We start from the raw sequence: 23063 nt of genomic DNA on the forward strand, positions 1-23063 counted from the left end.
ACGTCTCCACCATCTACCTGTATTTATGCAACATACCCCTCCCCGCTGGGCCACGACCTTACTACGTTGGTGGGCCGACCCCAATACTTCCGAAGAGGTGGAGGGCGATTTGCTAGAATTATACAACCATTGGGTACAAACCGTTGGCGAGCGCAAGGCCGATTGGAAATACGCCTTGAATGCTCTGAAACTTTTACGTCCGTTTGCCAAAGACAAACGGGCTCATTATCCCACAACCTATTTATACAGTCCGACTATGTTACGTAATTATTTTAAAATCGCTTTTCGCAATCTTCTCAAACAGAAGGTTTATAGTTCTTTCAATCTTATTGGCTTGGCTCTTGGGCTATCCTGCGGTTTGTTACTAACATTACATATCAAAGAAGAATTGAGCTACGAAAAAGATTTCCCAAAACACGAGCGTATCTTCCGAATGGCTACTACTGAGTGGTCAAAATCGCAACCTCCGTTGGCGAGCGAAATGATGAATTTCTTTCCTGAGATTCAAGATGCCGTTCGTTTTTCCAGTAGAGGGCCACAAATCACCAATAACGGCCCCGACAAACAGGCCGAAACGTCGGGCTATTATGCAGATTCTTCCGTAGTGACTGTTTTTGATTTAAAACCCATCAGTGGCAATCCTTTTAAAGCATTACAAGAGCCCGAGGCGGTGGTGATTACGAAGAAAATGGCGGAAAAATTCTTTGGAAAACAAAATCCAGTTGGTCAAAAATTGACTTTTGATAGTAATGAAGACTTGTGGGTACGGGCTGTTGTGGATAATCTACCCAGTAATAGCCATCTCAAGTTTGATTACTTGGTTTCGATGCCTACGTTTTATAAACAAGTTTCCCCAGACCTGGCCAACAATCGAGGTTGGATGTTTGGGTGGACGTATATTTTACTCAAAGACGCCAAAGATGCCCACAAAATAGAAGAACGACTGAACGACTTTTACGTTAAATTTTACCAACCTAACGGCGAGGAAGAGACGAAAAAAGTAGCCGAGTTTGCCAGTACAGCTCGCCTTCAGCCACTGACCGATATTCACCTCACTTCCAATTTGATTCAGGAAATGGGGCCAAACAGCAGTATTTTGTATGTCTATATTTTCATAGCCGTCGAAATTCTGATCCTACTTATTGCTTGTGTTAATTTCATTAATCTTTTTACCACGCGAGCACTCAAACGCGCCAAAGAAGTAGGGATGCGGAAGGCATTGGGTGCCAAAAAAACGCAAGTTGTGACGCAGTTTTTGGGCGAAGCTTTTCTGTTAACCATCCTTTCAGGACTGATTGCGATTTGTCTCTATCGCCTTGCCATTCCGTTTTATAATTCAATGGCAGGCAAACAACTTTCGGGCTGGGAGATTCTTCAGCCTACTAATTTGTTGATAATGACTACGATGATTTTATTGGTTGGGTTGTTATCAGGCCTGTTTCCAGCCTTGTTTATTTCAAAATTTGACCCAATTACCTCTCTAAAATCAGAAAAACTTCCTAAATCATCCGCAACGGTGTTACGCAAAAGCCTCATCGTGTTGCAATTTGTCGTTTCTGGATTTTTAATCAGCTCTACGATTTTGATTTACCAGCAAATGAACTTGTTCAAAAACAAAGAGTTAGGCTTTGACAAAGAACAAGTAATTGCGATAAAATTGTACGGAAACTTAAAAGAAAAAGTATTGGCAAATGCAGCGGTTTTCAAAAATGAAATCACTCGCAATCCCAACGTGGTAGCCGTAGGTCAATCTTCCAATTTGATTGGGGATGATTTAAGTGTAGAGGGAATTACGCCGCTGAACCCTCCTGCTGGGAAGCAGTACCCGTCTTTTAAAGTTAGTCGCATTGATGAAGATTTTTTAACGGTATTGAATATTCCATTAAAAGAAGGACGCAATTTTTCTCGCCAATTCAACGACTCCGCAACATTCATTATCAATGAAAAAGCCGCCAAAATATTGGAATTAAAAAAGCCAGTAGGGTCTATCATCGTTAACCACTCAATGGGAATACAAGGGAAAGTAGTTGGAGTAGTCAAGGACTATAATTTTGCTTCTCTTCACAGCCAAGTAGAGCCACTGGTGTTGGAATACAAACCCGCCTGGACGGGCAATATGTTGGTTAAAATTGCCGCAGGTAATATTCCAGAAACCATTCATTTTTTGAAAACTACGGTAGAAAAAGTAGCGCCTAATACGATGTTTAGTTATACCTTTTTGGATGAACGAATGGCTACGCTTTACAAAAAGGAAGACACGATGAGCCAAATTCTGAATGCGTTCTCGGGCTTGGCCATTATTATTTCTTGTTTGGGGTTATTTGGGGTAGTAGCGCACGAGTCGAAATTACGCACCAAAGAAATCGGCATACGGAAAGTACTGGGAGCGTCTGTACCCAACTTGGTGGTTTTACTGTCTGGCAGTTTTCTCAAACTCGTATTTATCGGCATTGTCATCGCCACACCGCTTGCTTGGTATGCCATGAATCAGTGGCTTCAAGATTTTGAATATCGGATTGAATTGCATTGGTGGGTATTTGCCACTGCGGGTCTATTGGTAGTTGGAATCGCCCTGCTGACGGTTTTGTTTCAAGCCATCAAGGCCGCCATCGTAAATCCCGTCAAATCATTGAAATCGGAGTAATACCCCGCGTAGAGACGTTGCATGCAACGTCTCTACAGCATGCAACGTCTCTACCTGTCCTTTGGCGTACAATCGTGTACGAAAACGGACAATTATGCTTCATAAATTCAACCATAAAGCCCTGATAAACAAACCATTGTTTCTGTTCAAAATCTCTGGCAAGCTATTTGACGTTTTTTTAGAAAGTATTCTATACTAACGTTGCTATACACCTATGCTAAAGAACTATTTCAAAATTGCGTGGAGAAATCTCTCAAAAAATAGCGTCTATTCGGTCATTAATGTGGCGGGATTGGCGATTGGTGTGGCGGCAGTTGTGCTCCTCTTTTCCTTAATTCATTTTGAACTGAGCTACGATACATTTCACGAAAAACACGAACGTATTTACCGCATTGTTCGGACAAATACCTACGCTGATGGCAATGTAGAACACACCTCGGGAGCGCCCTTGGCCATGGTGGATGCCTTGCCGCAAGACATCCCGCAGTTTGAAAAAGTAGTGCCTTTGTGCGGAACGATTGAACCGCAGATTACGGTGCTCGGCAACGACCCCAAAAGCACCAATACCTCCGTGAAGTTCAACGAGGATAAGCAAGGGATTTGTGCAGGCCCTGAGTTTTTCGACGTGTTTGATTATCAATGGCTTATCGGAACGCCTCAGGTACTGAAAGAGCCCAACGTGGTGGTGTTGACCAAAAAATACGCCAATAAGTACTTTGGAAATTATACGGATGCTGTAGGAAAATACGTAAAGGTCAACAACGTAGTAACGATGCGCGTGGCAGGTATCCTGGAGGACATTCCCCTCAATACCGACTTCCCCGTAAACATCCTTTTCTCGTACGAGTCAAAGCGGAAAAACCCTGCCACCTTTGGTTTCGGTACGTTTGACAATTGGGGCTCGACCAGCAGCATGGATAATATTTATGTGTTGTTGCCCAAAGGGTTTTCGGCCGAAAACGCCAATAAATTGCTCAAAACCTTTGGATTAAAGCACTACACCGACGATACCAACGATAAAAAACAACATTCGGTGGTGGCGTTATCAACGGTGCATTACGACGACCGTTATGGCAATTTCAGCGACCGTGTTGTTTCCAAAAACAAGCTTATCGGGGTGGCACTTGTGGGCGTACTGATTATTTTGATGGCCTGCATCAATTTTATCAACATCTCTACGGCCATTGCCAGCAAGCGCGCCAAAGAAGTAGGCGTCCGCAAAACCCTCGGTAGTGCCAATCGTCAGTTGGTAAGTCAATTTATGATTGAAACCGTGGTAGTGGTCGGCATTGCAATAGGGTTGGGGCTGGCCTTGGCGTCGATGGCGTTGCCCTTGCTTACCCAATTGTTCGATTTCCCGAGCGAAGCCAGACCTTTTTCAGAACCCATTCTTTGGGTGTTTGTGGGGGCGTTGTTTTTGGTGATTAATATTTTGTCAGGCATTTATCCTGCGTCCATTCTTTCGTCATTTTCACCGTTGGATGCGTTTCGGCAAAAAGCCAAAACCAATTGGACAGGGCGGGTTTCGTTGCGTCAGGGGCTGATTGTTTTCCAATTTACGATTGCCTTGGTGATGATTTTTGGCACCATTGTCAACTTTCAGCAAATGGAGTTTATCAGTAAAATGGATTTGGGCTTCAAAAAAACGGGCGTATATACCTTGGCGATGGATGTGGAGTACCGAAACCGTTATGACCTGTTCCGCAACCGCCTCAAGCAGCTTTCGGAAGTAGAAGCCGTGTCGTTTTCGAGCGATGAACCTTCGTCGGAAAACAATTGGCAGACTAATTTTTCGTACGATAATTCGCCCAAAGATGCCCCTTTTAATTCCGATTTGAAGCTTGCCGATGGCGACTATGCCGCTACCTACGGTTTAAAAATCATTGCAGGTAGCCCGTATTTGGTGAGCGATACTTTGCGTAAAATCATTGTGAATGAGACGATTTTGAAAAAATTGAACGTCAAAAATCCTGAATTAGCCATTGGTAAAATGATAAGAATAGGAGGGTGGGATCCCGCGCCGATTGTCGCAGTTGTTAAAGACTTTCAGGTGGGAACAGCCCGCGATGCCATACGCCCCGTGATGATTGCCAAATTAGAAAAATACCATTGGAGAAGTGGAATCAAGATAACGTCGGCTAACCTCACCGAAACTGTTGCCAAAATCGAAAAGATTTACAGCGAGGTCTTTCCAGAAGTAGTATTTAACGGAAATTTCTACGAAGATAAACTGGAGAAATACTACAAAACCGAGCAGCAACTGGGTTTGTTATACCGCATTGCTTCGATGCTCTCTGTTTTCATTGCCTGTTTGGGGGTATTTGGATTGGTGACATTTGTGGCCGAACAGCGCGTCAAGGAAATCGGGATTCGGAAAGTGCTGGGAGCCACCGTGAGCCACATCACCCTGATGATTTCCAAAGATTTTATCAAACTGGTGGTGGTGTCGATGTTCATTGCTTTTCCCGTCGCTTATTACTTGATGAAACAATGGCTCGATGATTTTGTGTATCGAACGACCATCGAATGGTGGTATTTTATCGCCACGGGTATCATTGCCCTCGTCATTACGTTTGCGTCGGTAAGTTACCAGTCGATTCGGGCGGCGTTGACCAATCCTGTCAAGAGTTTGAAATCGGAGTAAGTACATTGTAACTCCATCTATCATCTACCTGTTACCGAGGAAAGAAAGATTCTTCGGTAATTTTTTTTGAATCATGCAACGAATGCACTCCGAAATACATCTATACTCCAACAGCCATTTTTTAAGATTCTTTAACAGCCCCCTCAATAAAGTTTGAAGTAGCTTTGTGTACTTAATTTTTACAGCCTATCTCGTTACCTAAACAGTCGATGAAAAAGACATTTATTCTTTGTTGGGTGTTTGCATTGATGCAAACCTCGCTCCTCATGGGTCAAGTAATTTCAAAAAAACTTCCCGCCCAACGCACTACCCTGCCCGTATTGATTGATGGAAAACTAAACGATCCTGCGTGGAAGGAAGCCGCCAAAGCCGACGATTACACCGAATTTCGCCCCGTGATTGGGCGCAAAGAAGAGCAAGGCAACCATACCGAAACCTTCTTGATGTACAACGATGAAGGTATTTATTTTGGAGGAACCTGTTACGAACGTAGCCTCGACAGCATTTCAAAAGAACTGAAAGGGCGAGACGGATTTGGGATGAACGATTACATCGGCATCATCTTCGACACCTACAACGACAAACTCAATGGGTTTGAGTACTTTGTCACTCCGCTGGGCGAGCAATGGGACGCCAAAATGACGTCTAACACCAACAGCGATAACGGTGGAGAAGACTTTAGCTGGAATGCGGTATGGCAAAGTGCCGTGGTGATGCACGACAAAGGTTGGTCTTTTGAGGTATTTTTACCCTACTCAGCCATTCGTTTTAGCAAAGACAAAATTCAAGATTGGGGTTTGAACATCACCCGCCGCCGCCGAAAAACCGAACAACAATATACTTGGAATGCTATCAACCCCAACGTAAATGGCTTCTTGACGCAAGAAGGACTTTGGACGGGTATTACGGACATTAAACCGCCGTTGCGTTTGCAGTTTTCGCCTTATTTTTCGGTGTATGCCAACCATTTTCCCGCCAATAAAGCAGACCAAAAAAACTGGACGAATCAAGTATCAGGAGGAATGGACGTAAAACTAGGTCTTAACCAAGCTTTTACCTTAGACGCTACGCTCATTCCTGATTTTGGGCAAGTTCAAAGCGATAATCAAGTGTTGAACTTGAGTCCGTTTGAGGTAAAATTCAACGAAAACCGTACCTTTTTTACCGAAGGAACGGAGTTGTTCAACAAAGGAAATTTGTTTTATTCGCGCCGAATTGGCGGAACACCGATTCATTTGGGAAAAGCGTACGACGATTTGGAAGCGGGAGAGCGGGTGACGAAAAACCCCACAGAGTCAAAGCTACTCAATGCCACCAAAATTTCGGGACGTACCAAAAGTGGGCTGGGAATTGGGATTCTAAACGCGATTACTCGCCCCCAATACGCCGTGATTGAAAATACTGAAAAGGGAGAAACCCGCCGCTTCGAAACCGACCCAACCACCAATTACAACATTGCGGTGTTAGACCAGACTTTCAAACATAACTCAAGCGTGAGTTTTGTCAACACGAGCGTGATTCGAGGAAATAGCAACTACAACGCCAACGTGAGTGCGGGTTTGTTTAGTTTTTTTGACAAAACCAATACCTACAACTTGGCGGGAAGCGCCGCCATCAGTCGCTTAAATTTTAAAAGTGCGGCCGACAACAGTACGGGTTACAGCCACACCATTTCGTTTGCTAAAACCAGTGGCCGTTTTACGTTTAATGCAGCTCAAGAGTTGACGGATACCAAGTTCACGAGCAATGACTTAGGGTATTTTACCAACAACAACTTCATCAACCACCGCATGTATGTCGGATACCGCTACACGGAGCCCAAAGGGTGGTACAACCGCATTTTTTTAAATCTTAATGCCAACATAAGTTCGTTGTATTCGCCCATCGGCGACATCAAGTCGAAGTACCAGCAATCGCGGGTGCAGTTTAATTTTAATGCCCAAACAAAAAAACTGATTTGGTTTGGCCTGATGCTTAATTTCCGCCCGAAAGAGAACGATTTCTACGAGCCACGCAAAACAGGCTACATGTACGCCCGTGGCAATAGCGTGACCGTTGGGGGCTGGATAGAAAGTAACCCTGCCAAAAAATACTCCTATTCGGTGGAGGCATTTGAGCGTGCTTTCGTCAATTTCTATCAATTAAACGGCTTGGATTTGTACATCAACCAAACCTACCGATTCAACAGTAAATTGTCGTTAAGTCACCTACTTGGCTTAGAACCTCGGCCGCGCAGCATTGGTTTTACCACGATTTTGGACGATAACAGCATCGTGATGGCGCTGCGTAAAGTCAATACCATCAACAACGTTGTGAACCTCAAATATAGCTTTACCAACAAAATGTGGTTGACGTTTCGGGCGCGGCATTATTCGAGTGTGGTCAACAACAAAGAGTTTTTTACGTTGCAGAAAGACGGTTCGCTGGAGTCGCGCGCCAAATTGAGTGACCCGCTCAACCGAAATGTTAATTTTTTCAACGTGGACATGGTTTATACGTGGCAATTTGCGCCTGGTAGTTTCTTCAATGCCGTTTGGAAAAACGCTACTTTCCATAGCTCTAACCTCGTGGACGAACGCTATTTTGACAACCTACAAAACACCCTTCAAGCCGATCAAAACAACAATATTTCGGTAAAAGTGATTTACTTTTTGGATTATTTGCAGTTGAAGAAGAAACGATAAAAGCTTTGGTAACCAGCCACGCGAGCTTATTTTTTGTGAAATTCCAGTAGATTTATAAGAGCTATCTCTTATTTGTATATATAATTTATTTTTATATTTTATCTACTGGAATCGCACCATGGTCATCTCCCCAAATAAGCCTTTTAAAATAATGCCTGTGCTTATATTCGTACTTGCATTGAGCATTTCTTATGGTTTTGCGAAAGAAGCCACCGAAGTCAAAAAGGGCAAAGTCATCATCAATGGACATGTACAATTGCCCAAAAGCTCTTCCAAGGTTATTTCCTTGATTTATTCACAATTGTCAGCTTCTCCAACCCGATTAAGCGCCATTCTTGATTCGACGGGATACTTTCAATTTGAGTTTGAAATTCTACATCCGCATGATATTACGTTAAGGTATGAAAAAGGAACTGCACTGCTGTACGTCAGGCCGTTAGATAGCTTGCATGTTCAATTAAATTCGGAGAATTTTCAACAAAATCAATACCCAGATTTTGTTGTTTCAGGAAAAAATGCCCAAACATCGAAGGACATTCTGTGCTATCGTTTATTTAACAAACTCAAGCGTTTTGAACCTGCTCCTGCTCACAAGACCACCGAAGAATACGTAGCAGGTATTGGACGCCGAATTGCTACCGAAGATTCCCTCCTTGCCCTTTTTAACCTAAAATTTCAACCGACAGCAGCATTCAAAGTTTGGGCAAAAAAGGATATTATCTACCGCAATGCCAATTACCTCGTTGATTTTGAATACCATCATTCGATGCAAAAAACGACCTTTGAAGGCATACTTTATGACACCAATGTGTTTCCTGTCAGTGACACAGACGCCCTTGTTTCTTCTTGGTACCAGTACCATCTGTGGCAGTATGCTACCAGTAAATATATCCAACGCGATTCGGTGATTCAGGGGCTTTTAAAAGAGCAAAAAAAGGGAGAAGCGTATCGTGCTGTTCTAAAAAAAATCACGGCAACAGAAAAACTTGGCATCGGCAGAGATATTGTTTGCTACCAAATTTTGTACATGCTTTCCGAAGAAGCAAATGACGTTTTTCGGGAGCTAATGAAAAATAGTAAGATGTACGTATCGACCAAAGAACTGACGTCGATTCTAAATGAAAAGATGACAAAGGACGATAATCACGCCAAGTATCACATCTCATTTTTTAAGTCAGATTCTAAAGAAGAAAAAGAAATTGTCGGCGATTTTATGAATGGCCTTATCTCAAAACACAAAGGGAAAATCATCTATCTCGATTTTTGGGCTACTTGGTGTGGCCCCTGTAGAAGTGAAGTTCCGTACGCCATTGATTTGCACAATCAATACAAAAATCAGCCCATCGTGTTTGTAAACTTGTGTCTATTATCTGATCGAGAAGCGTGGAAAAACGCGATTGCAAAACAAAAAATAGCTGGAGAAAACTATTTCTTTGACAAAGATCAATCAGAATTACTAAAGAGCAGGCTGAAATTGGAGGGGTTTCCTACGTATATGATTATCAGCAAAGAAGGCCAAATTATTAATAGGCAAGCACCGCGTCCTTCCTCTGGAAATACCATTAAAACAGTATTGACCAAGTTACTAGAATAGACCTTTCTGGATTCCGTGGGCCTTTTGTTATCTCTCTAAGGGCAATGGCGCTCCAATTGGGTTCAACCACTCATAATCAAACATTTACCAATGGTAACATTCTGGACAAGTGTTTAATCCTAAGTTTTTTAAGGTATCCGCAGAAAAAGATGAGAAATCACATGGTCGTTAATAGATGAGTTTTGTGAAATCATCGACTAAAACAAACCGTTAGCAGATTGGAAGGATTGAGGGATTAAACTATGGGGGGCATTGTTGTTCTAAGAATCGTAAACCAATTAATTACGACATATTTTAAAACAACAGCAACCATGAAAAAGACCATCTTAGCCATCGCCACTTTCGCCATTTTGGGCATCGCCAACGTAAACGCTCAACGCGATTATCGTCCAGCTCCAGCAGCTCCTCAGGCAGCCAATCCTCGTGTTGATAACGCCTTAGAAGAATTGAATATCAACAGGCTTGATAACGTGGTGAAACTATCACGTAAGCAAGAAAATGAAATCAAACGCATCGAAGACCGTTATGACCGTTTGTTCAGAAATCGTCGGTTGAGCCAGTTTGAGTACCAACGTTTGCAACGCGAAAAGCAGCAAGACATTTGGTCGGTGTTGACCCCTGCCCAACGCGACCGCTGGACGGCCTACCACCACTCACAGCGTTTTGACAACCGTCCTTACCGTAGAGGATAGTCGGTCTTGAAAAAACGATGAAGTTATAAACACAAAAGCCACCCCGTACGAGGTGGCTTTTGTGTTTATAAAGCGATTAACTGATAACAATTAACGGCCAATGCGCTTGCTAGTTATTTTGCAGGCTTCTTAAAAATAGACTCATCCACGGGAGGATTAATCGTTACTTTCGTTGTGATGAAGGTCAAAGCACCCATTTGGCTCGTCATTTCCATCGTATTGGCAAACTTAATGCCGTCCACTGCTTTGTAATCAGAGAAAGCAATTTCGCTGTCTTGACCACCTGCCGATACTTTGATTTTGACAATCATGTACGAGTTAGCATCGATGTATTCATCCACAATTTGGCCATCTTTGGTGGTAAGTTTAAGGTGATAAGCATCTTTTTTATCCACTTTCTCTGAGCCAATCAATTCTACTTTATTGCCTTTTTCTTTGTAATTCACCAATCCACCAAACGGATCTAGCTGACCGCCTTGTTGTTTTACCATTTCGGCAGGCATGTCTTCGGGCTCGCCTGTTCCGCCCATCATCGTCGGACGAATCATCCAACCCGAGGTAGCATCAAATACCTGAACCATGGTGTTTCCCATGACGGTAGATTCCGAACGGGCTGCTTTGCCCACCACCAAAATAGTTTTGTTGGGAATTTCCATCCCTTGTACGGCAAGTGAGCGCTCAATAACGAGGCTGTTGACGCTCTTTAATTTATCGGCGCCACCCAAAGCAGCAACGTGTTTATCGACAATTTCATCTACATTTTGGGCATAAGCACCTACTGATACAAAGGCAACGAAGGCTGCGACAAGGAATTTGTTAGTTTTCATTTTAGTTATGGTTGTTTGTGTATAGACGAAAGTTTTGTTAAAAAGTGACTATCGGTTGCGTTGTTGGGTTCCTCCAGGAGCAGCTCCGCCCGTTTGTCCACCATCCGACTTCACGTCGTCATTGTTGACCGAGCGTGCTTTTTTCTTCGGAGCGTCGGTGGTCATTTTTCCGAGTTTGTACGTGAAGGTCAAACGTACCCCACGGTTGTAAAGATACACGTTGCTCACTTGATTAAACACAGGTGATTTGAGCTCCGAGTGAATATTGAAGCGGTTGCTGAAGAAGTTTTCCCCCGCTAACCCAAGGCTTCCTTTTTTGTTCTTGAAATCTTTCTTAACCCCAAACGTATAGAACGCGAACCCACCTTGGTAGCCTTGAAGCTGCACTTGGCGGCCTTGCATAAATCCAAAAGCTTGTACACCCCAACCATTTTTGAATTGAGCTTGTGAAAACAAACCACCACTTACGTTGATGCCATCGTTGGTGAAGTCTTGGGTAACTCCATTCAAACCAAGGGCTTGTCCTGTCATTTTGGTGTAAAAAATGTTGGAGAACAATCCTATGTTAAACTTCGAGGTAAAAGCAATGTTGGCAAATAGGTTGGTTCCATACGCTTGCTGACGACCGATGTTCTCGAAAGTGGTGATGATAGCACCCGACAAGGTATCGGAAGGACGACGTACTTGCGTGATGGCGTTGTCGGTATAACGTCCAAAAAACGACGCATTGATGAACACTTTCTTGATGGTTTTACTCAATCCTAACTCAATATTATCGGTCAACTCTGGGCGTAGTTCGGGATTTCCAACGCTGATGTTTTGGGGGTTAGCAGAGTTGAAGTTAGGGTTCAATTGTTGCAAACCTGGGCGTTGGATACGACGGTTGTAACCTAATTTTAGGGTAGTTCCTTTGATGGTTTTTGAGGCGTTCAAACTAGGGACTAATATGCCATAATCTGCGACCCCAATCGGCCCACCCTCGCGAGTAGAGGCGTCGATAAACGTATGCTCATAACGCAAACCTCCTTTGAAAGTGTAGCGCTTTTTGGTGGTATAAGTATAAGATGTATATCCTGCGGCAATGTTTTGGTGGTAAAGCAACTCACCCGCAGGCTGACCTGTTTGGGTCGTAAAATCTCCAGTTGAGCCAGCGGCCAAAAAGCGGTAATCGCTGTTTACTTGACGGAAGATGCCTTTTCCCCCAAATTCAATCATTTGGTTTTTCTTGATGGGCGTTTGGTAATCCGTTTGGAGGGTAAACTCTTGGTTCAAGTTTGAGTTTAAGTTGCGCTGACGGCTCAACAAATTGCCTTCTCCACCCAAAATGTTAGCGTCGAAGTTGTTGGTCAAATCGTTGCGGCTATACAGCGTCGATACGCTCCATTCTTGCTGTGGTTTTTTATACGTATGAAGGTAATCCAAGTTGACATCGACCGTTCCCGACAAGTTTTTAACATCCACGTCGCGGCGAGAACCTGTGCCTGCTACGCCATTGTTGTAAAGTTCAGTAATCAAATCTTGTTGGCTTTTCATGTTACGAGCGCCGTAACGAACCCCCGCCGTTAGGCTTTGGTTTTTGGCCAAATCGTAGTCAAATCCTAAGTTGTATTGGCCAAACAAAAACTCGCTGTATCCATCTCCTTTTTGGCGAATGAGCGTTGAAACTCCGTTTGAAATGCTCGTTTGGTCCATGCTGGTTTTGGTGATGGTGTTGTAGTTGGCACGGCCAAAACCTCCCAACGTAAGTCCAGCTTTTCCTTTGCGGTAGTTGCCATTGAGTGACAGCGACGAACCACGGTTACCGACACCCGCATCCACATTGAGGTTTAAACCTTGCAAGCTGTTCTTTTTGGTAATAATATTGATAATTCCGCCCGAACCTTCCGCGTCGTATTTGGCCGATGGGCTGGTGATGACCTCTACGGTCTTAATTTGGTCGGCAGGAATTTGCTTCAACGCGTCCGAAATGCTGCTGGCGATGATGGTACTTGGCTTGTTGTTAATCAAGACGCGAATATTTGAACTACCACGAAGTGATACGTTTCCGTCTAAATCGACCGTTAACAAAGGTACTTTACGCAACACGTCGGTGGCGTCACCGCCTTTGGCTGCGATGTCTTTATCGGCGTTATAGACCAAGCGGTCCACTTTCTCTTCGATGATGGCGGCCTGTCCTGTTACAACTACCTCGCTGAGTGTCTGCACACTAGGCGAAAGTTTGATAACGCCCAAGTCAAGGTCTTGTCCTTTGGCCAAAGTGATGTTGTCGATGGTTTTGTTTTTAAAACCAAGGAAAGAAATCAAAATTTGATAATTTCCATCGGCCAATTTATTAAGGACAAATTTCCCTTTTTCGTCGGCAATGGTACCGTCAACGGCCTTACCAGTCGTTTTGTTGTAGAGGGCAATGCTCGCAAATTCAACGGCTTTGGTCACTGAAGAATCAACAACGAAGCCTGTGATTTTGGCGCTGCCTTTAGGTGTTTGGTCACCTGCTGTGCCAGGGAGTGCTTTGACAGGAGCAGCTCCACCCATTGGAAATTGGGCGTGTACTGAACCCGAAAAAGCAGAAATACAAAGTGTAATGGCGAGAAGTAAAGATATTTGTTTCATGGCCGTTTGGTTTTAACGTTACAAAGTTGGAACACAAAAAGGCATCTGGGAAACAAAAAAGGATAAAGCCTGAAATCGAAAGGATAAAATGCCGTTATGGACTGATGAAAAGTTTTTTGGGGCGGATAAACACGCAGGAAAATGGATGAATGGGGCTAGTATTTAGTTTTGTAAATTATTATTTAGTATTTGTTAACTATCTTTGATTTTTTAGACGCAGTTTTTGGAACCATATAAGAATTATAAGCTCATATAGGGCAACCATTTCCATGAAAAGAAGAAATTTTGTCAAGAACTTCCCTTTAGCCATGACCGCCGCTACGGGGGTTAATTCGTCGATTAATCCTTCTACGGCGTCCGCGCTTAAACCTGCCCTAACGATTGCTCACATTACCGACGTTCATATTCGCCCCGAAAATGGCATTCCTGCGCGGTTTAGAAAATGTTTGGAGGAGGTGAAAAGGAAAAAAGTGGACTTCTTTCTCAATACGGGCGATTCAATACATGCCGCTGACTACAAGGATATTACCCGTGAGCGGGTGCTGGAACAATGGGCTGCTTGGGACAAATGTAAGTCGAGTTTTGATGGCTATGAACTTTACACCTGTATCGGAAATCATGACCCTTGGTGGGCTGCTCCTTCCAAAGAAGATGAAATGTATGGCATCAACTATGTCGTAAAAAGAGCTGGGATGCCACACCGCTATTATAGTTTCAGCAAAAAGAATTGGCACTTTATGGTGTTGGATGGCAATAACCCAGGCATTTCGCTGGACGACGAGCAGATGGTTTGGCTGCGAAAAGAACTATCAGCCGTTCCCAAAGGTCATTTTGTTTTGCTCATGTCGCATTATCCCATCCTCACCGTCACGGCCTCGTGGGAAGGCGGACAGCATAAAGATCATAAAGAACTCAAAGCGTTATTTTATGAGCATAAAGACAAAGTACGCGTGTGCTTGAGTGGCCACCAGCATTTGCTTGACGCTGCCGTGTACAACAACGTTCATTATTACTGCAACGGCGCGATGAGCGGTTTTTGGTGGGATAAAGGCGATGCAAAATCAGCTCAACCAGGCTATTACCAAGAAACGCCACCAGGCTACGCGATTTTGAAATTATACGAAGATGGCAGCGTAGAAAACACCTATTATGAGCATCATTTTTAAGTACTACATAAAAAAGGAGGCTGTCTCAAAAGTAGCAGGTTACAAAATATTCTTTGGGTTCAACCTCATCCCAACCCTTCTCCTTTCTGGAGAAGGGCTCTAAAAGTCCCCCTCTACTGAAAGGAGAGGGGGATTTAGGGGGTGAGGTTGAACAGAGGCCGAAGATAATTTGGTGATACTAGACTTTTGAGACGGCCTCTTGGGATGAGGTTACTTACGTCACGTTCCTTAATTTGCTTCTCTCAGCAATCCACGACGGCGAAGGAGCGGTTTGATATCAGGTTCGGCTCCACGGAAATTACGGTAGAGCTTCATCGGTTCGTCGGTTCCGCCGCGTTCTAGGACGTTTTTGCGGAACGATTGAGCTGATTTTTGATCAAATAAGCCTTTTTGTTTAAACACTTCAAAGGCATCGGCATCCAACACCGCCGACCAAATGTAGCTGTAATAACCCGCAGAATATCCGCCCGCAAAAATGTGCTGGAAGTAAGTAGTGCGGTAACGAGGAGGAATTTGCGAAATCAATCCAATTTTATCCATGGCCGCTTTTTCAAACGCCAATACGTCGGTAGGAGCTTGGTCAGCTTTGAGGGTATGATAGCTCATGTCCAACAACGATGCCGCCAAGTATTCGCTCGTGGCAAACCCTTGGTTGAACAAGCTGCTTTTTTCCATTTTGTCGATAAGTACATCAGGAATGACGGCACCTGTTTTGTAGTGTTTGGCGTATAACTTCAACATTTCAGGCTCAGTCGCCCAGTTTTCCATGATTTGAGAAGGCAATTCTACAAAATCGCGAGGAACGGAAGTACCTGACAAACTACCGTACGTCACGTTGGAAAGCAATCCGTGAAGTGCGTGTCCAAATTCGTGAAAAAACGTACGCGTTTCGTCCAAACTCAACAAAGCAGGAGCATCTCCCGCAGGACGAGAAAAATTACAAACGATAGAAACCACGGGGGCAGAGCGTTTGCTGTTTTCAGTTTCTTGCTTGCGGTAGCTGGTCATCCAAGCGCCACCGCGTTTGCTAGCTCGTGGGTGAAAATCCATGTAAATCACCCCAACGTGTTGTCCATTGGCTTCTTTTACTTCAAAAGCTTCTGCTTCTTCGTGGTAAACAGGGATGTCAGTACGGCGTTCAAACGTTAGACCGTATAGTTTTTTGCACAACGTAAAAATACCTTGACGCACACCTTCCAACGGAAAATACGGGCGAAGTTCTTCTTCGTCAAGGTCGTATTTCTGCTTGCGAAGCTTTTCGGCGTAGTAACGCCAGTCCCAGCTTTCCAATTTTTCGTTTTTACCTTCTTTGTCCATCAATGTCTGCAATTCTGAGGCTTCTTGCTGAGTGACTGGGACGGTAGCGGTCCAAAGTTGGTTTAAAAACTCACTTACTTTGGCGGGTGTTTTCGACATGCTTTCCTCTAGCACGTAAGCCGCATGGTTTTCATAACCCAACAGCGCTGCTTTTTCGGCCCGTAGTGCTACGATTTTAGACATAATGGCCTTGTTGTCGGAGGCATCGTTGTGGTTACAACGTTCCAAATACGCCTTGAAGATTTGTTCGCGAAGGGCGCGGTTGTCGGCGTACTGCAAAAACGGCATGATGCTCGGGTTTTGCAGCGTAAATACCCATTTTCCTTCGAGTTTACGCTTTTTGGCGTCTTCAACTGCCGCCGAGACCAGCGATGAAGGCAAACCACTCAAGTCCTCTTTTTTGTCAATAACCAGTTTATAACCATTGGTTTCGGACAAAATGTTTTGTCCAAACTTGAGGGTCAGCAACGACGATTCTTCGTTGATTTTACGCAGACGAGCTTGCTTGTCAGCGGGCAAGGCAGCCCCGCTTCGGACAAACCCTTTGTAGGTTTTTTCGAGCAAAGTGAGTTGTTCAGTGGTCAGTTTTAGCTGATTCCGTTGGTCATAAACGGCTTTAACGCGTTTGAACAGCTCGGCGTTGAGCTGAATATCGTCGCGGTGCTTCGAGAGTTGGGGCGAAAGCGTTTGAGCGATTTTCTGGAGGGCGTCGCTGGTATTGGCGCTGTTGTAGTTGTAAAATACCGCACCCACTCGGTCGAGCAAATCCCCGCTATTTTCCAGCGCCAAAATGGTGTTGGAGAAGGTAGGAGCTGCTTTTTGATTGGTAATAGCGGCGATTTCGGCCGTTTGTTGTTTGATTCCTTCCACAAACGCAGGTTCAAAATGTTCGTTTTTGATGAGGTGGAAAGGAGGCACGCCAAAAGGCGTTTTGTAGGTGTCAAAAAACGGGTTTTGGGCCATGATGTTGGTGGCAAAACAAGTGCTAAACAGGCCAATGAGAATGGATTTGCCTAGGGATTTTTGCATAGAAAAAGTGTTAATGAAGATTTGGATAATAAAGGCAAAGGTAATCCCTTAGAAGCAAAAAATGGCATTAAAACACCGCCAATGTATCACAAAAGCGGTGTATGCACTACCATTCTATTTATTTATAAACATCCAAAGGTACGTCTCAAGGCGGATGCTGGCAACAAAAACCAGTTAGAAGGGCAGTATTTATGGACAGAAACGCAAATTTTTCTCGTAAACCCCGTCTTTTTACAAACCCATCAGTTCCTGAAAGGTATCTTTGTATAAATCTCCAACTGGAAGGGATATATTTCCAATCTGGACGGTATTGCGACTTAATGAGTCGATTTTGGGAATGGCTACAACGAAAGAACGGTGAATGCGCAAAAATTTGGAAGGAGGAAGTTTGTCTTCGATAAGTTTCAGGCGATTGAGCGTAACGACGGGGGCTAGGGGGGGCGTAAGGTGAATCTTAACGTAATCTTTGATGGACTCAAGGTAAAGAATTGAGTCAAAATCAATTCGCACCATTTTGTAGTCTGACTTCACAAACATGCAGCCGTGGCTGTTGTTTTCCGACGATTGTTCAACGTAGTTTTTGGCTTTGGTCGCGGCCCTTAAAAACTCTTCGTATCCAAACGGTTTCATCAAATAATCGAGCGCATCGACTTTGTAACCTTCCACGGCAAATTGGTTATAAGCCGTCGTGAAGATGATTTTGGTTTGTCCCAAAGAAGAAGTTTGACTAATGATGCGGGCCAGTTCCATGCCGTTCAAGTTGGGCATTTGGATGTCTAAAAAAATAAGATGAACAGGCTGGTTATGAATGGCTTGCAGGGCTTCGACACCGTTTGCGTATTGACCAACAAGGTTTAAAAATGGCGTTTGCTGAACAAACGCGCTGATAAGCCCAAGGGCAAGCGGCTCGTCGTCGGCGGTGATGCAATTTAATTTCATGGCTGGAACGCGTAAGTATTATAGCTGTATTTTCAAATCAACGGTAAAAGTCCGAAGGTTGGTGTCTTCGTGAATGATCAGTTCGTGCCGCTCGGGATACACCAAATTAAGGCGGCGCTGGGTGTTTACCAACCCAATACCCCCTCCTGCGTTGGGAATCGCATCGGTATTGGCATGAATTTGGTTCCAAACGTGTAAATCCAAAACACCATTTTGTGCCTTGATCACAATCAAAATTTCGGTTTTGTGAAGCGAGCTCGTGCCGTGCTTGAACGCATTTTCAATAAAAGGCAACAAAAGCATGGGTGCTACCGAATAATCATGGTCGGGTTTGGGCACTTCGATGGTTACTTTCGTAAACGAATGCAGCCGTAACTTCATCAGCTCGATGTAATCGTTCATAAAAGATATTTCTTGGCTCAACAACACTCGGTCAAGGACGGTATCGTAGAGGACATACCGCATCATTCGTGATAGTTTCAGAATGGCCTCGCGCGACAAAGGCACGTCGGAGTAAGTTAGGGCATAAATGTTATTGAGGGTATTGAAAAAAAAGTGGGGGTTGATTTGGGCTTTTAGTAACGCCAATTCGGAAGTTATGTGCTGTTTTTCAACGAGTTCGTGCATTTTTACCGCCGTCTGCCACCGCTGAATCATGGCAAACCCAATGCTGATGGCTGTTACCATCGTTACGACCATAAACAAATGAACATCGAGGCTATAAATACTTTTGGTGTGTTTCCATCCCCTGGCAGCAGCCAATTGTTCGGGTACGTGCAAAATGGGTACCTCAATGATGCGGGCAATGACCAAATAAAGAATAACTAAGGAAACGGCCGAAAGGGAAAAAAGGAGCTTTCGTTCTTTTACTAAATAGTTGGGAACCAGGTAGTAGGCAGAAAAATAAAAAACAGACACCATCATGATGAAATTGGCCAATTGTTTGAGCCAAAATCCTAGTGGCACCTTAATGTCCCAAGTGAGGGGAGGGTAGAATAAAACGATGAAGCCAAGCAGCGACCAAACGGTTATGTGTAAAACCACCGTGAGTGTGCTAGTTGGTTTGGTTAGTTCCATGCGCGTACAAGTAAAGCTACTAAGTTGGGGAGATGCGCGTGGAATCCCAAACATATTCGACGGAAAGGGGGTTTTTCTCGCTATATCGTAGAACTTTCCTTGTGATTTTTACCTCATCCCTAGCCCCTCTCCTTGTTGGAGAGGGGGACTGCTATAAGGGTTGGTGTGGAGGTTAGGTCGGGATTAGTCTTTTTTCCGAACATATACGTTATTACTAATCGACTCCAAGCGGATGTCAGGACCACCGCCATTGACGGAGCCTTCTAACAAGTAACCTACTATCGGATTTTTTTGGCGTTTGGACTTGAAGTCAATGTCTAAGTCGGTATAAACTTCGCCCGTAATGGTTTTCATGGCCAAATTAGCTCCTTTTGATTTAGGCAAACTATAATCAATGTAGCCGCTGATGCTCTTGGCAAAAACGGGAGCCGCTGCCCCTTGAATGTCCACGTTGCCGTTGATGGTTTCGAGTTTTAATTTGGCATTGCGGGGCAAAAACACCTGATAATGAATCGTGCTACAAACGTACATGTCCTGGCCGTCGCGCTGGGTACGCCAGCTGTGTTTTGAGTCGGGACAGTCTTCGGCTTTGCCTTTTTTTAGAATTTCGTTGTCAAAATTGGTTTTTAGGCTAATCTCTTGGGCAGTTGTGGTGTTTTCTACGGTCAACCCGTCGTTAAGTCGGCCGCCGTTGATAAGAACCGAAATCCGAACCGACACTTCGGCCTTGTCCCAATACCGTACCCGAATACTATCCGCAAACTTGAGGTTAAGGTTGACGGTTTGGTCGGCGGCGTACGGAAATTGTTTTGTAATAATTTTTTGAGCAAAAATTGCGTTTGTTAACAAACTAAGTACAACAAATATGATTGGTTTCATGGCTGTATGAATTGGGTAAGGTTAGTTTTGTTTACGAATAAATAGATTACTGACGGTGGATTCGAGATATACTTCAGCACCACCTCCGTTGACGGTTCCTTCCAGAGCGTAGCCTGTATATGGGTCCCTTGTCACTTTGGTTTTAAAATCAATGTCTAAGTCGGTATAAACTTCGCCCCGTATTGTTTTTATGGCCAGATTTGCTCCTTGGGTTTCCAGCCAACTGAAATCTACAAAACCGATCACCGCTTTGGCAAAAACAGTCGTCTCCGCTCCTCGCATAATAATGTTACCAGTGACAGTCTCAATTTTCAGTTTGGCCTGCCGTGGGAGATACACTTGGTAGTTGATGATTCCGCAGGCATAATACTTCTGTCCATTACCAGTATATGATAAATGTGTTCTCGGCCCTGGACAATCTTCTTCTTTACTTTGTATAAAAAGGGCTTTATCAAAGTCGGTTGTCACAGAAATTTCTTTGTCGTTAGACACCGTTTCTACTACCAACAAATCATTTAATTTCCCTTGATTAATCACTGCTTCTATCCGTACGGATACTTCCGCTTTGTCCCAATAGTGCACCTGAATCGTATCGGCATATTTAAAATTGAGATTGACGGCTTGGTTAGAGGAAAATACGAGCTGTTTTTCGATGATTTTCTGGGCAAAAGCCGAAGAAATCGACAAGATATACAGCAGCAGGAGGACGGCTGGTTTCATAATGGGCTACAGATTTTGTTTCCGTAAATAAATATTGCTGCTGATGCTGCTAAGTTTAATCGCTACGCCACCGCCGTTGGTGGTTGCGTTGATGCTGTGGCCACCGCCCACACGTGACATACCTTCTTTAGCATTTTTCAAGTCAAGGTCTAAATCGGTGTAAATTTCACCACTGATCGACTTCATGCTAAGGCTTGATTTGGCATTGGCGGGCAGGCTCACGTCAATAGCGCTGCTGATGGACGAAATGGCGCTGGGTTTTTCTTGGTTGAGGCTGGAATACACCACTTTGATGTCGCCATTGGTACTATTGGCTACGACGGGTCCCGTAACATTGAGGAGGTCAATCTTGCCATTGTTGGTTTTTATTTCCAAATCACCATCTACGTTGCTGATAGAAATGTTGCCTCCGTTCCAGTTGACCTGCTCGTACAAAATCGCTACTTTCTTGGGAACCTTGAGTATATACGATGTCGATTTGCGCGATGCTTTTTCGATTTTTAAGCCATTGCCTTGGTTGGTGACGGCCAGTCCGATGCCTGTATTATCGACCGCCGAGTTGTACAACGACCGCAGTCCTTTGGCTTGTTCGGGCGGGTCCTGAAAACCGTTCCCCTTGATAATGAGCTCGTCGCCGTCGTAGCCCTCAATTTTTAAGTGGCTCGCATCCATTTCGATACTGATTTTACGGTCTTTGCTGTTGGCTAGCTTCGTTTTAAATTCTTGGGCAAAAAGTCCCACGCTGCACCCCATCCACAGGGCGCATACTAACACGGTTGATTTCATGGTTTTTGAGTGCTTACGCACCGTTAATTGTTAGGTATTATTCGTTTGTTTTTCTTGTTTTAGGTGGAAAACCCCTTCTTCGGCTTTGAGGCGTACAATTTCCAGTACTTTTTGATTTTGCGCCAAACGGAGCATTTCGGAGGCCGCTCGTTTTTCTTTCATCAGTACCAATGCCTCGATGAGCGCCAATTGGATACTCGGGTCGGTTTGAATTTTTAATGATTGAATCAGCCCTTCGCGCACCATCGGCTCATTTTCAAAGCGTTGCAGCGCTTGGCAAGCCGCGAGACGGACGTTGACGTTTTCGTCAAAATTCATGGTATTGAGCAAAATCTGCGTAATTTCTTCGTCGCCTTGCGCCAATTCGTAACTCTGATTGACGGCCAAAATGCGTTCACTCGCCGACGTTTGCTCAGGAGCTTGTAAGGTTTTTTTCATTTCAGCCACTTGGCTATTTTCTTCCAAAAGCCCTCCTTGGCGGTGCGTGTACCAAATCCCCGCCCCAAAACCTACCACCAACAAAGTCAGACTGGCGGCGATTCGTAAGCCCCACGAGTTCAACGAGCGCACCTTGCTTCGTTTGCTAAGTTGTGTCACCGCGCGATAACTCACTCCCGCCGAAGGCTGTTCTTTGCGCGTTTGGGCAAAATACCGAAACTGCTTGGCCTCGTTTTCTAGGTGAGCAGGAACATTTTCGCTCAAAAAGAAAGCGCGTAATTGTTGCTCTTCTTCCAAGGTTGTTTCGCCTTCGTAATATTTTTCTATCAATTGTTCAATGTCCAGATTCATACGCCTGAATTTTTAAAAACTTATCCCGTACCTCTTTCCGCGCTCGCGACAACACTACCCGAATGTGGTTGACGTTCATCCCCGTTACTTGCTCTATTTCCTCAAAAGAGTACTCCTCTACGTCGCGCAAATGCAGAATCAGCTTGGCCGTTTCGGGTAATTCGTCTATCAGTTTGCGCATCAGCGCCGCGCTGTCTGATAGCTCCACCTGCTGGTAGGGCGATACTTTCTGCTCTTCTACGTCTTCCCAATTGGCTTCCCCTGCGCGACTTTGCCATTCTTTTGATTTGAGCTTGTCGAGGCAGAGGTTGCGGGTCATTTGTACGGCAAACGCTTCTACGTTTTGGTACGATTCTAACTGTTGACGATGGGACCAAAGCTTCATCAATACTTCTTGCAACGTATCCTCGGCTTCTTCGCGGTTGTGAAGAAACAACTTGGCCAACCTAAAAAGGCGGCCTTGCGTCGGGAGGATGAGTTGGGTAAACGCTTTGAGTTCCATTTCAAAAGCATAGACGAGCGAGCCGAAAAAACATTACAAGTGATTGGTAACTTTTTTTGAATTTATCTGCAAAATGTTGTGGGTGACTACATAGCTATGTTTTCTATGTGTCTATTCTAGTGTGCTCTATGTGTTTTAAATGCGTTTAACCTGAAACTCAA

At 44.3% G+C, this 23063-nt stretch carries 16 protein-coding genes; 6 read left to right on the forward strand and 10 right to left on the reverse strand.

Annotation, left to right across the window (positions count from 1 at the left end):
• The first annotated feature begins 25 nt into the window (after nucleotides 1-25).
• The 5 genes from K339_RS0110145 (at nucleotide 26) to K339_RS0110165 (ending at nucleotide 10258) form a co-directional block, all read left to right on the forward strand.
• A complete protein-coding gene (locus K339_RS0110145) occupies nucleotides 26-2644 on the forward strand; it encodes an FtsX-like permease family protein (RefSeq protein WP_051397924.1) in 2619 nt (872 codons plus the stop codon).
• A 214-nt stretch (nucleotides 2645-2858) separates the two neighbouring features.
• On the forward strand, nucleotides 2859-5288 hold the full coding sequence (locus K339_RS0110150; protein ID WP_028523472.1) for an ABC transporter permease: 2430 nt from the start codon (nucleotides 2859-2861) through the stop codon (nucleotides 5286-5288).
• A gap of 209 nt (nucleotides 5289-5497) precedes the next feature.
• On the forward strand, nucleotides 5498-7972 hold the full coding sequence (locus K339_RS0110155) for a DUF5916 domain-containing protein (RefSeq protein ID WP_028523473.1): 2475 nt from the start codon (nucleotides 5498-5500) through the stop codon (nucleotides 7970-7972).
• Between the two features lie 151 nt (nucleotides 7973-8123).
• Nucleotides 8124-9566: a TlpA family protein disulfide reductase gene (locus K339_RS0110160; RefSeq protein WP_028523474.1), complete on the forward strand. Its 1443-nt coding sequence runs from the start codon at nucleotides 8124-8126 to the stop codon at nucleotides 9564-9566.
• Between the two features lie 311 nt (nucleotides 9567-9877).
• The gene (locus tag K339_RS0110165) at nucleotides 9878-10258 is read left to right on the forward strand and encodes a hypothetical protein (protein ID WP_028523475.1); all 381 of its coding nucleotides are present in this window, start codon (nucleotides 9878-9880) and stop codon (nucleotides 10256-10258) included.
• Between the two features lie 113 nt (nucleotides 10259-10371).
• On the opposite strand, the gene K339_RS0110170 is transcribed toward K339_RS0110165, so the two are convergent.
• Nucleotides 10372-11085, reverse strand: coding sequence for an outer membrane lipoprotein-sorting protein (locus tag K339_RS0110170; protein ID WP_028523476.1), 714 nt, complete (start codon nucleotides 11083-11085; stop codon nucleotides 10372-10374).
• A gap of 48 nt (nucleotides 11086-11133) precedes the next feature.
• The gene (locus K339_RS0110175; RefSeq protein WP_028523477.1) at nucleotides 11134-13698 is read right to left on the reverse strand and encodes a TonB-dependent receptor; all 2565 of its coding nucleotides are present in this window, start codon (nucleotides 13696-13698) and stop codon (nucleotides 11134-11136) included.
• A gap of 269 nt (nucleotides 13699-13967) precedes the next feature.
• Between K339_RS0110175 and K339_RS0110180 the strand changes: the two genes are divergently transcribed.
• Nucleotides 13968-14864, forward strand: coding sequence for a metallophosphoesterase family protein (locus tag K339_RS0110180; RefSeq protein WP_028523478.1), 897 nt, complete (start codon nucleotides 13968-13970; stop codon nucleotides 14862-14864).
• A 228-nt stretch (nucleotides 14865-15092) separates the two neighbouring features.
• On the opposite strand, the gene K339_RS0110185 is transcribed toward K339_RS0110180, so the two are convergent.
• From K339_RS0110185 to K339_RS0110225, 8 genes are all read right to left on the reverse strand, one after another.
• Nucleotides 15093-17144: a M3 family metallopeptidase gene (locus K339_RS0110185; RefSeq protein WP_229598743.1), complete on the reverse strand. Its 2052-nt coding sequence runs from the start codon at nucleotides 17142-17144 to the stop codon at nucleotides 15093-15095.
• Between the two features lie 297 nt (nucleotides 17145-17441).
• A complete protein-coding gene (locus K339_RS0110195; RefSeq protein ID WP_028523481.1) occupies nucleotides 17442-18149 on the reverse strand; it encodes a LytR/AlgR family response regulator transcription factor in 708 nt (235 codons plus the stop codon).
• Between the two features lie 18 nt (nucleotides 18150-18167).
• Nucleotides 18168-19280, reverse strand: coding sequence for a sensor histidine kinase (locus K339_RS0110200; protein ID WP_229598723.1), 1113 nt, complete (start codon nucleotides 19278-19280; stop codon nucleotides 18168-18170).
• A 129-nt stretch (nucleotides 19281-19409) separates the two neighbouring features.
• Nucleotides 19410-20105, reverse strand: coding sequence for a DUF4097 family beta strand repeat-containing protein (locus K339_RS0110205; protein ID WP_028523483.1), 696 nt, complete (start codon nucleotides 20103-20105; stop codon nucleotides 19410-19412).
• 21 nt (nucleotides 20106-20126) lie between these two features.
• Entirely contained in the window at nucleotides 20127-20825 is a 699-nt protein-coding gene (locus K339_RS0110210; RefSeq protein ID WP_028523484.1) for a DUF4097 family beta strand repeat-containing protein, read from the reverse strand.
• 6 nt (nucleotides 20826-20831) lie between these two features.
• Entirely contained in the window at nucleotides 20832-21611 is a 780-nt protein-coding gene (locus tag K339_RS0110215) for a DUF4097 family beta strand repeat-containing protein (RefSeq protein ID WP_028523485.1), read from the reverse strand.
• A 30-nt stretch (nucleotides 21612-21641) separates the two neighbouring features.
• Entirely contained in the window at nucleotides 21642-22400 is a 759-nt protein-coding gene (locus tag K339_RS0110220) for a HEAT repeat domain-containing protein (protein WP_028523486.1), read from the reverse strand.
• Nucleotides 22384-22902 (reverse strand): GFO_1088 family ECF-type sigma factor, encoded by a 519-nt coding sequence (locus tag K339_RS0110225; protein WP_028523487.1) that lies wholly within the window; start codon nucleotides 22900-22902, stop codon nucleotides 22384-22386. The genes K339_RS0110220 and K339_RS0110225 overlap by 17 nt, the downstream gene beginning before the upstream one ends.
• Nucleotides 22903-23063: the final 161 nt, after the last annotated feature.

Origin of the sequence: Runella limosa DSM 17973 (assembly GCF_000482465.1) — a bacterium.
Taxonomy (GTDB): Bacteria; Bacteroidota; Bacteroidia; order Cytophagales; family Spirosomataceae; genus Runella; species Runella limosa.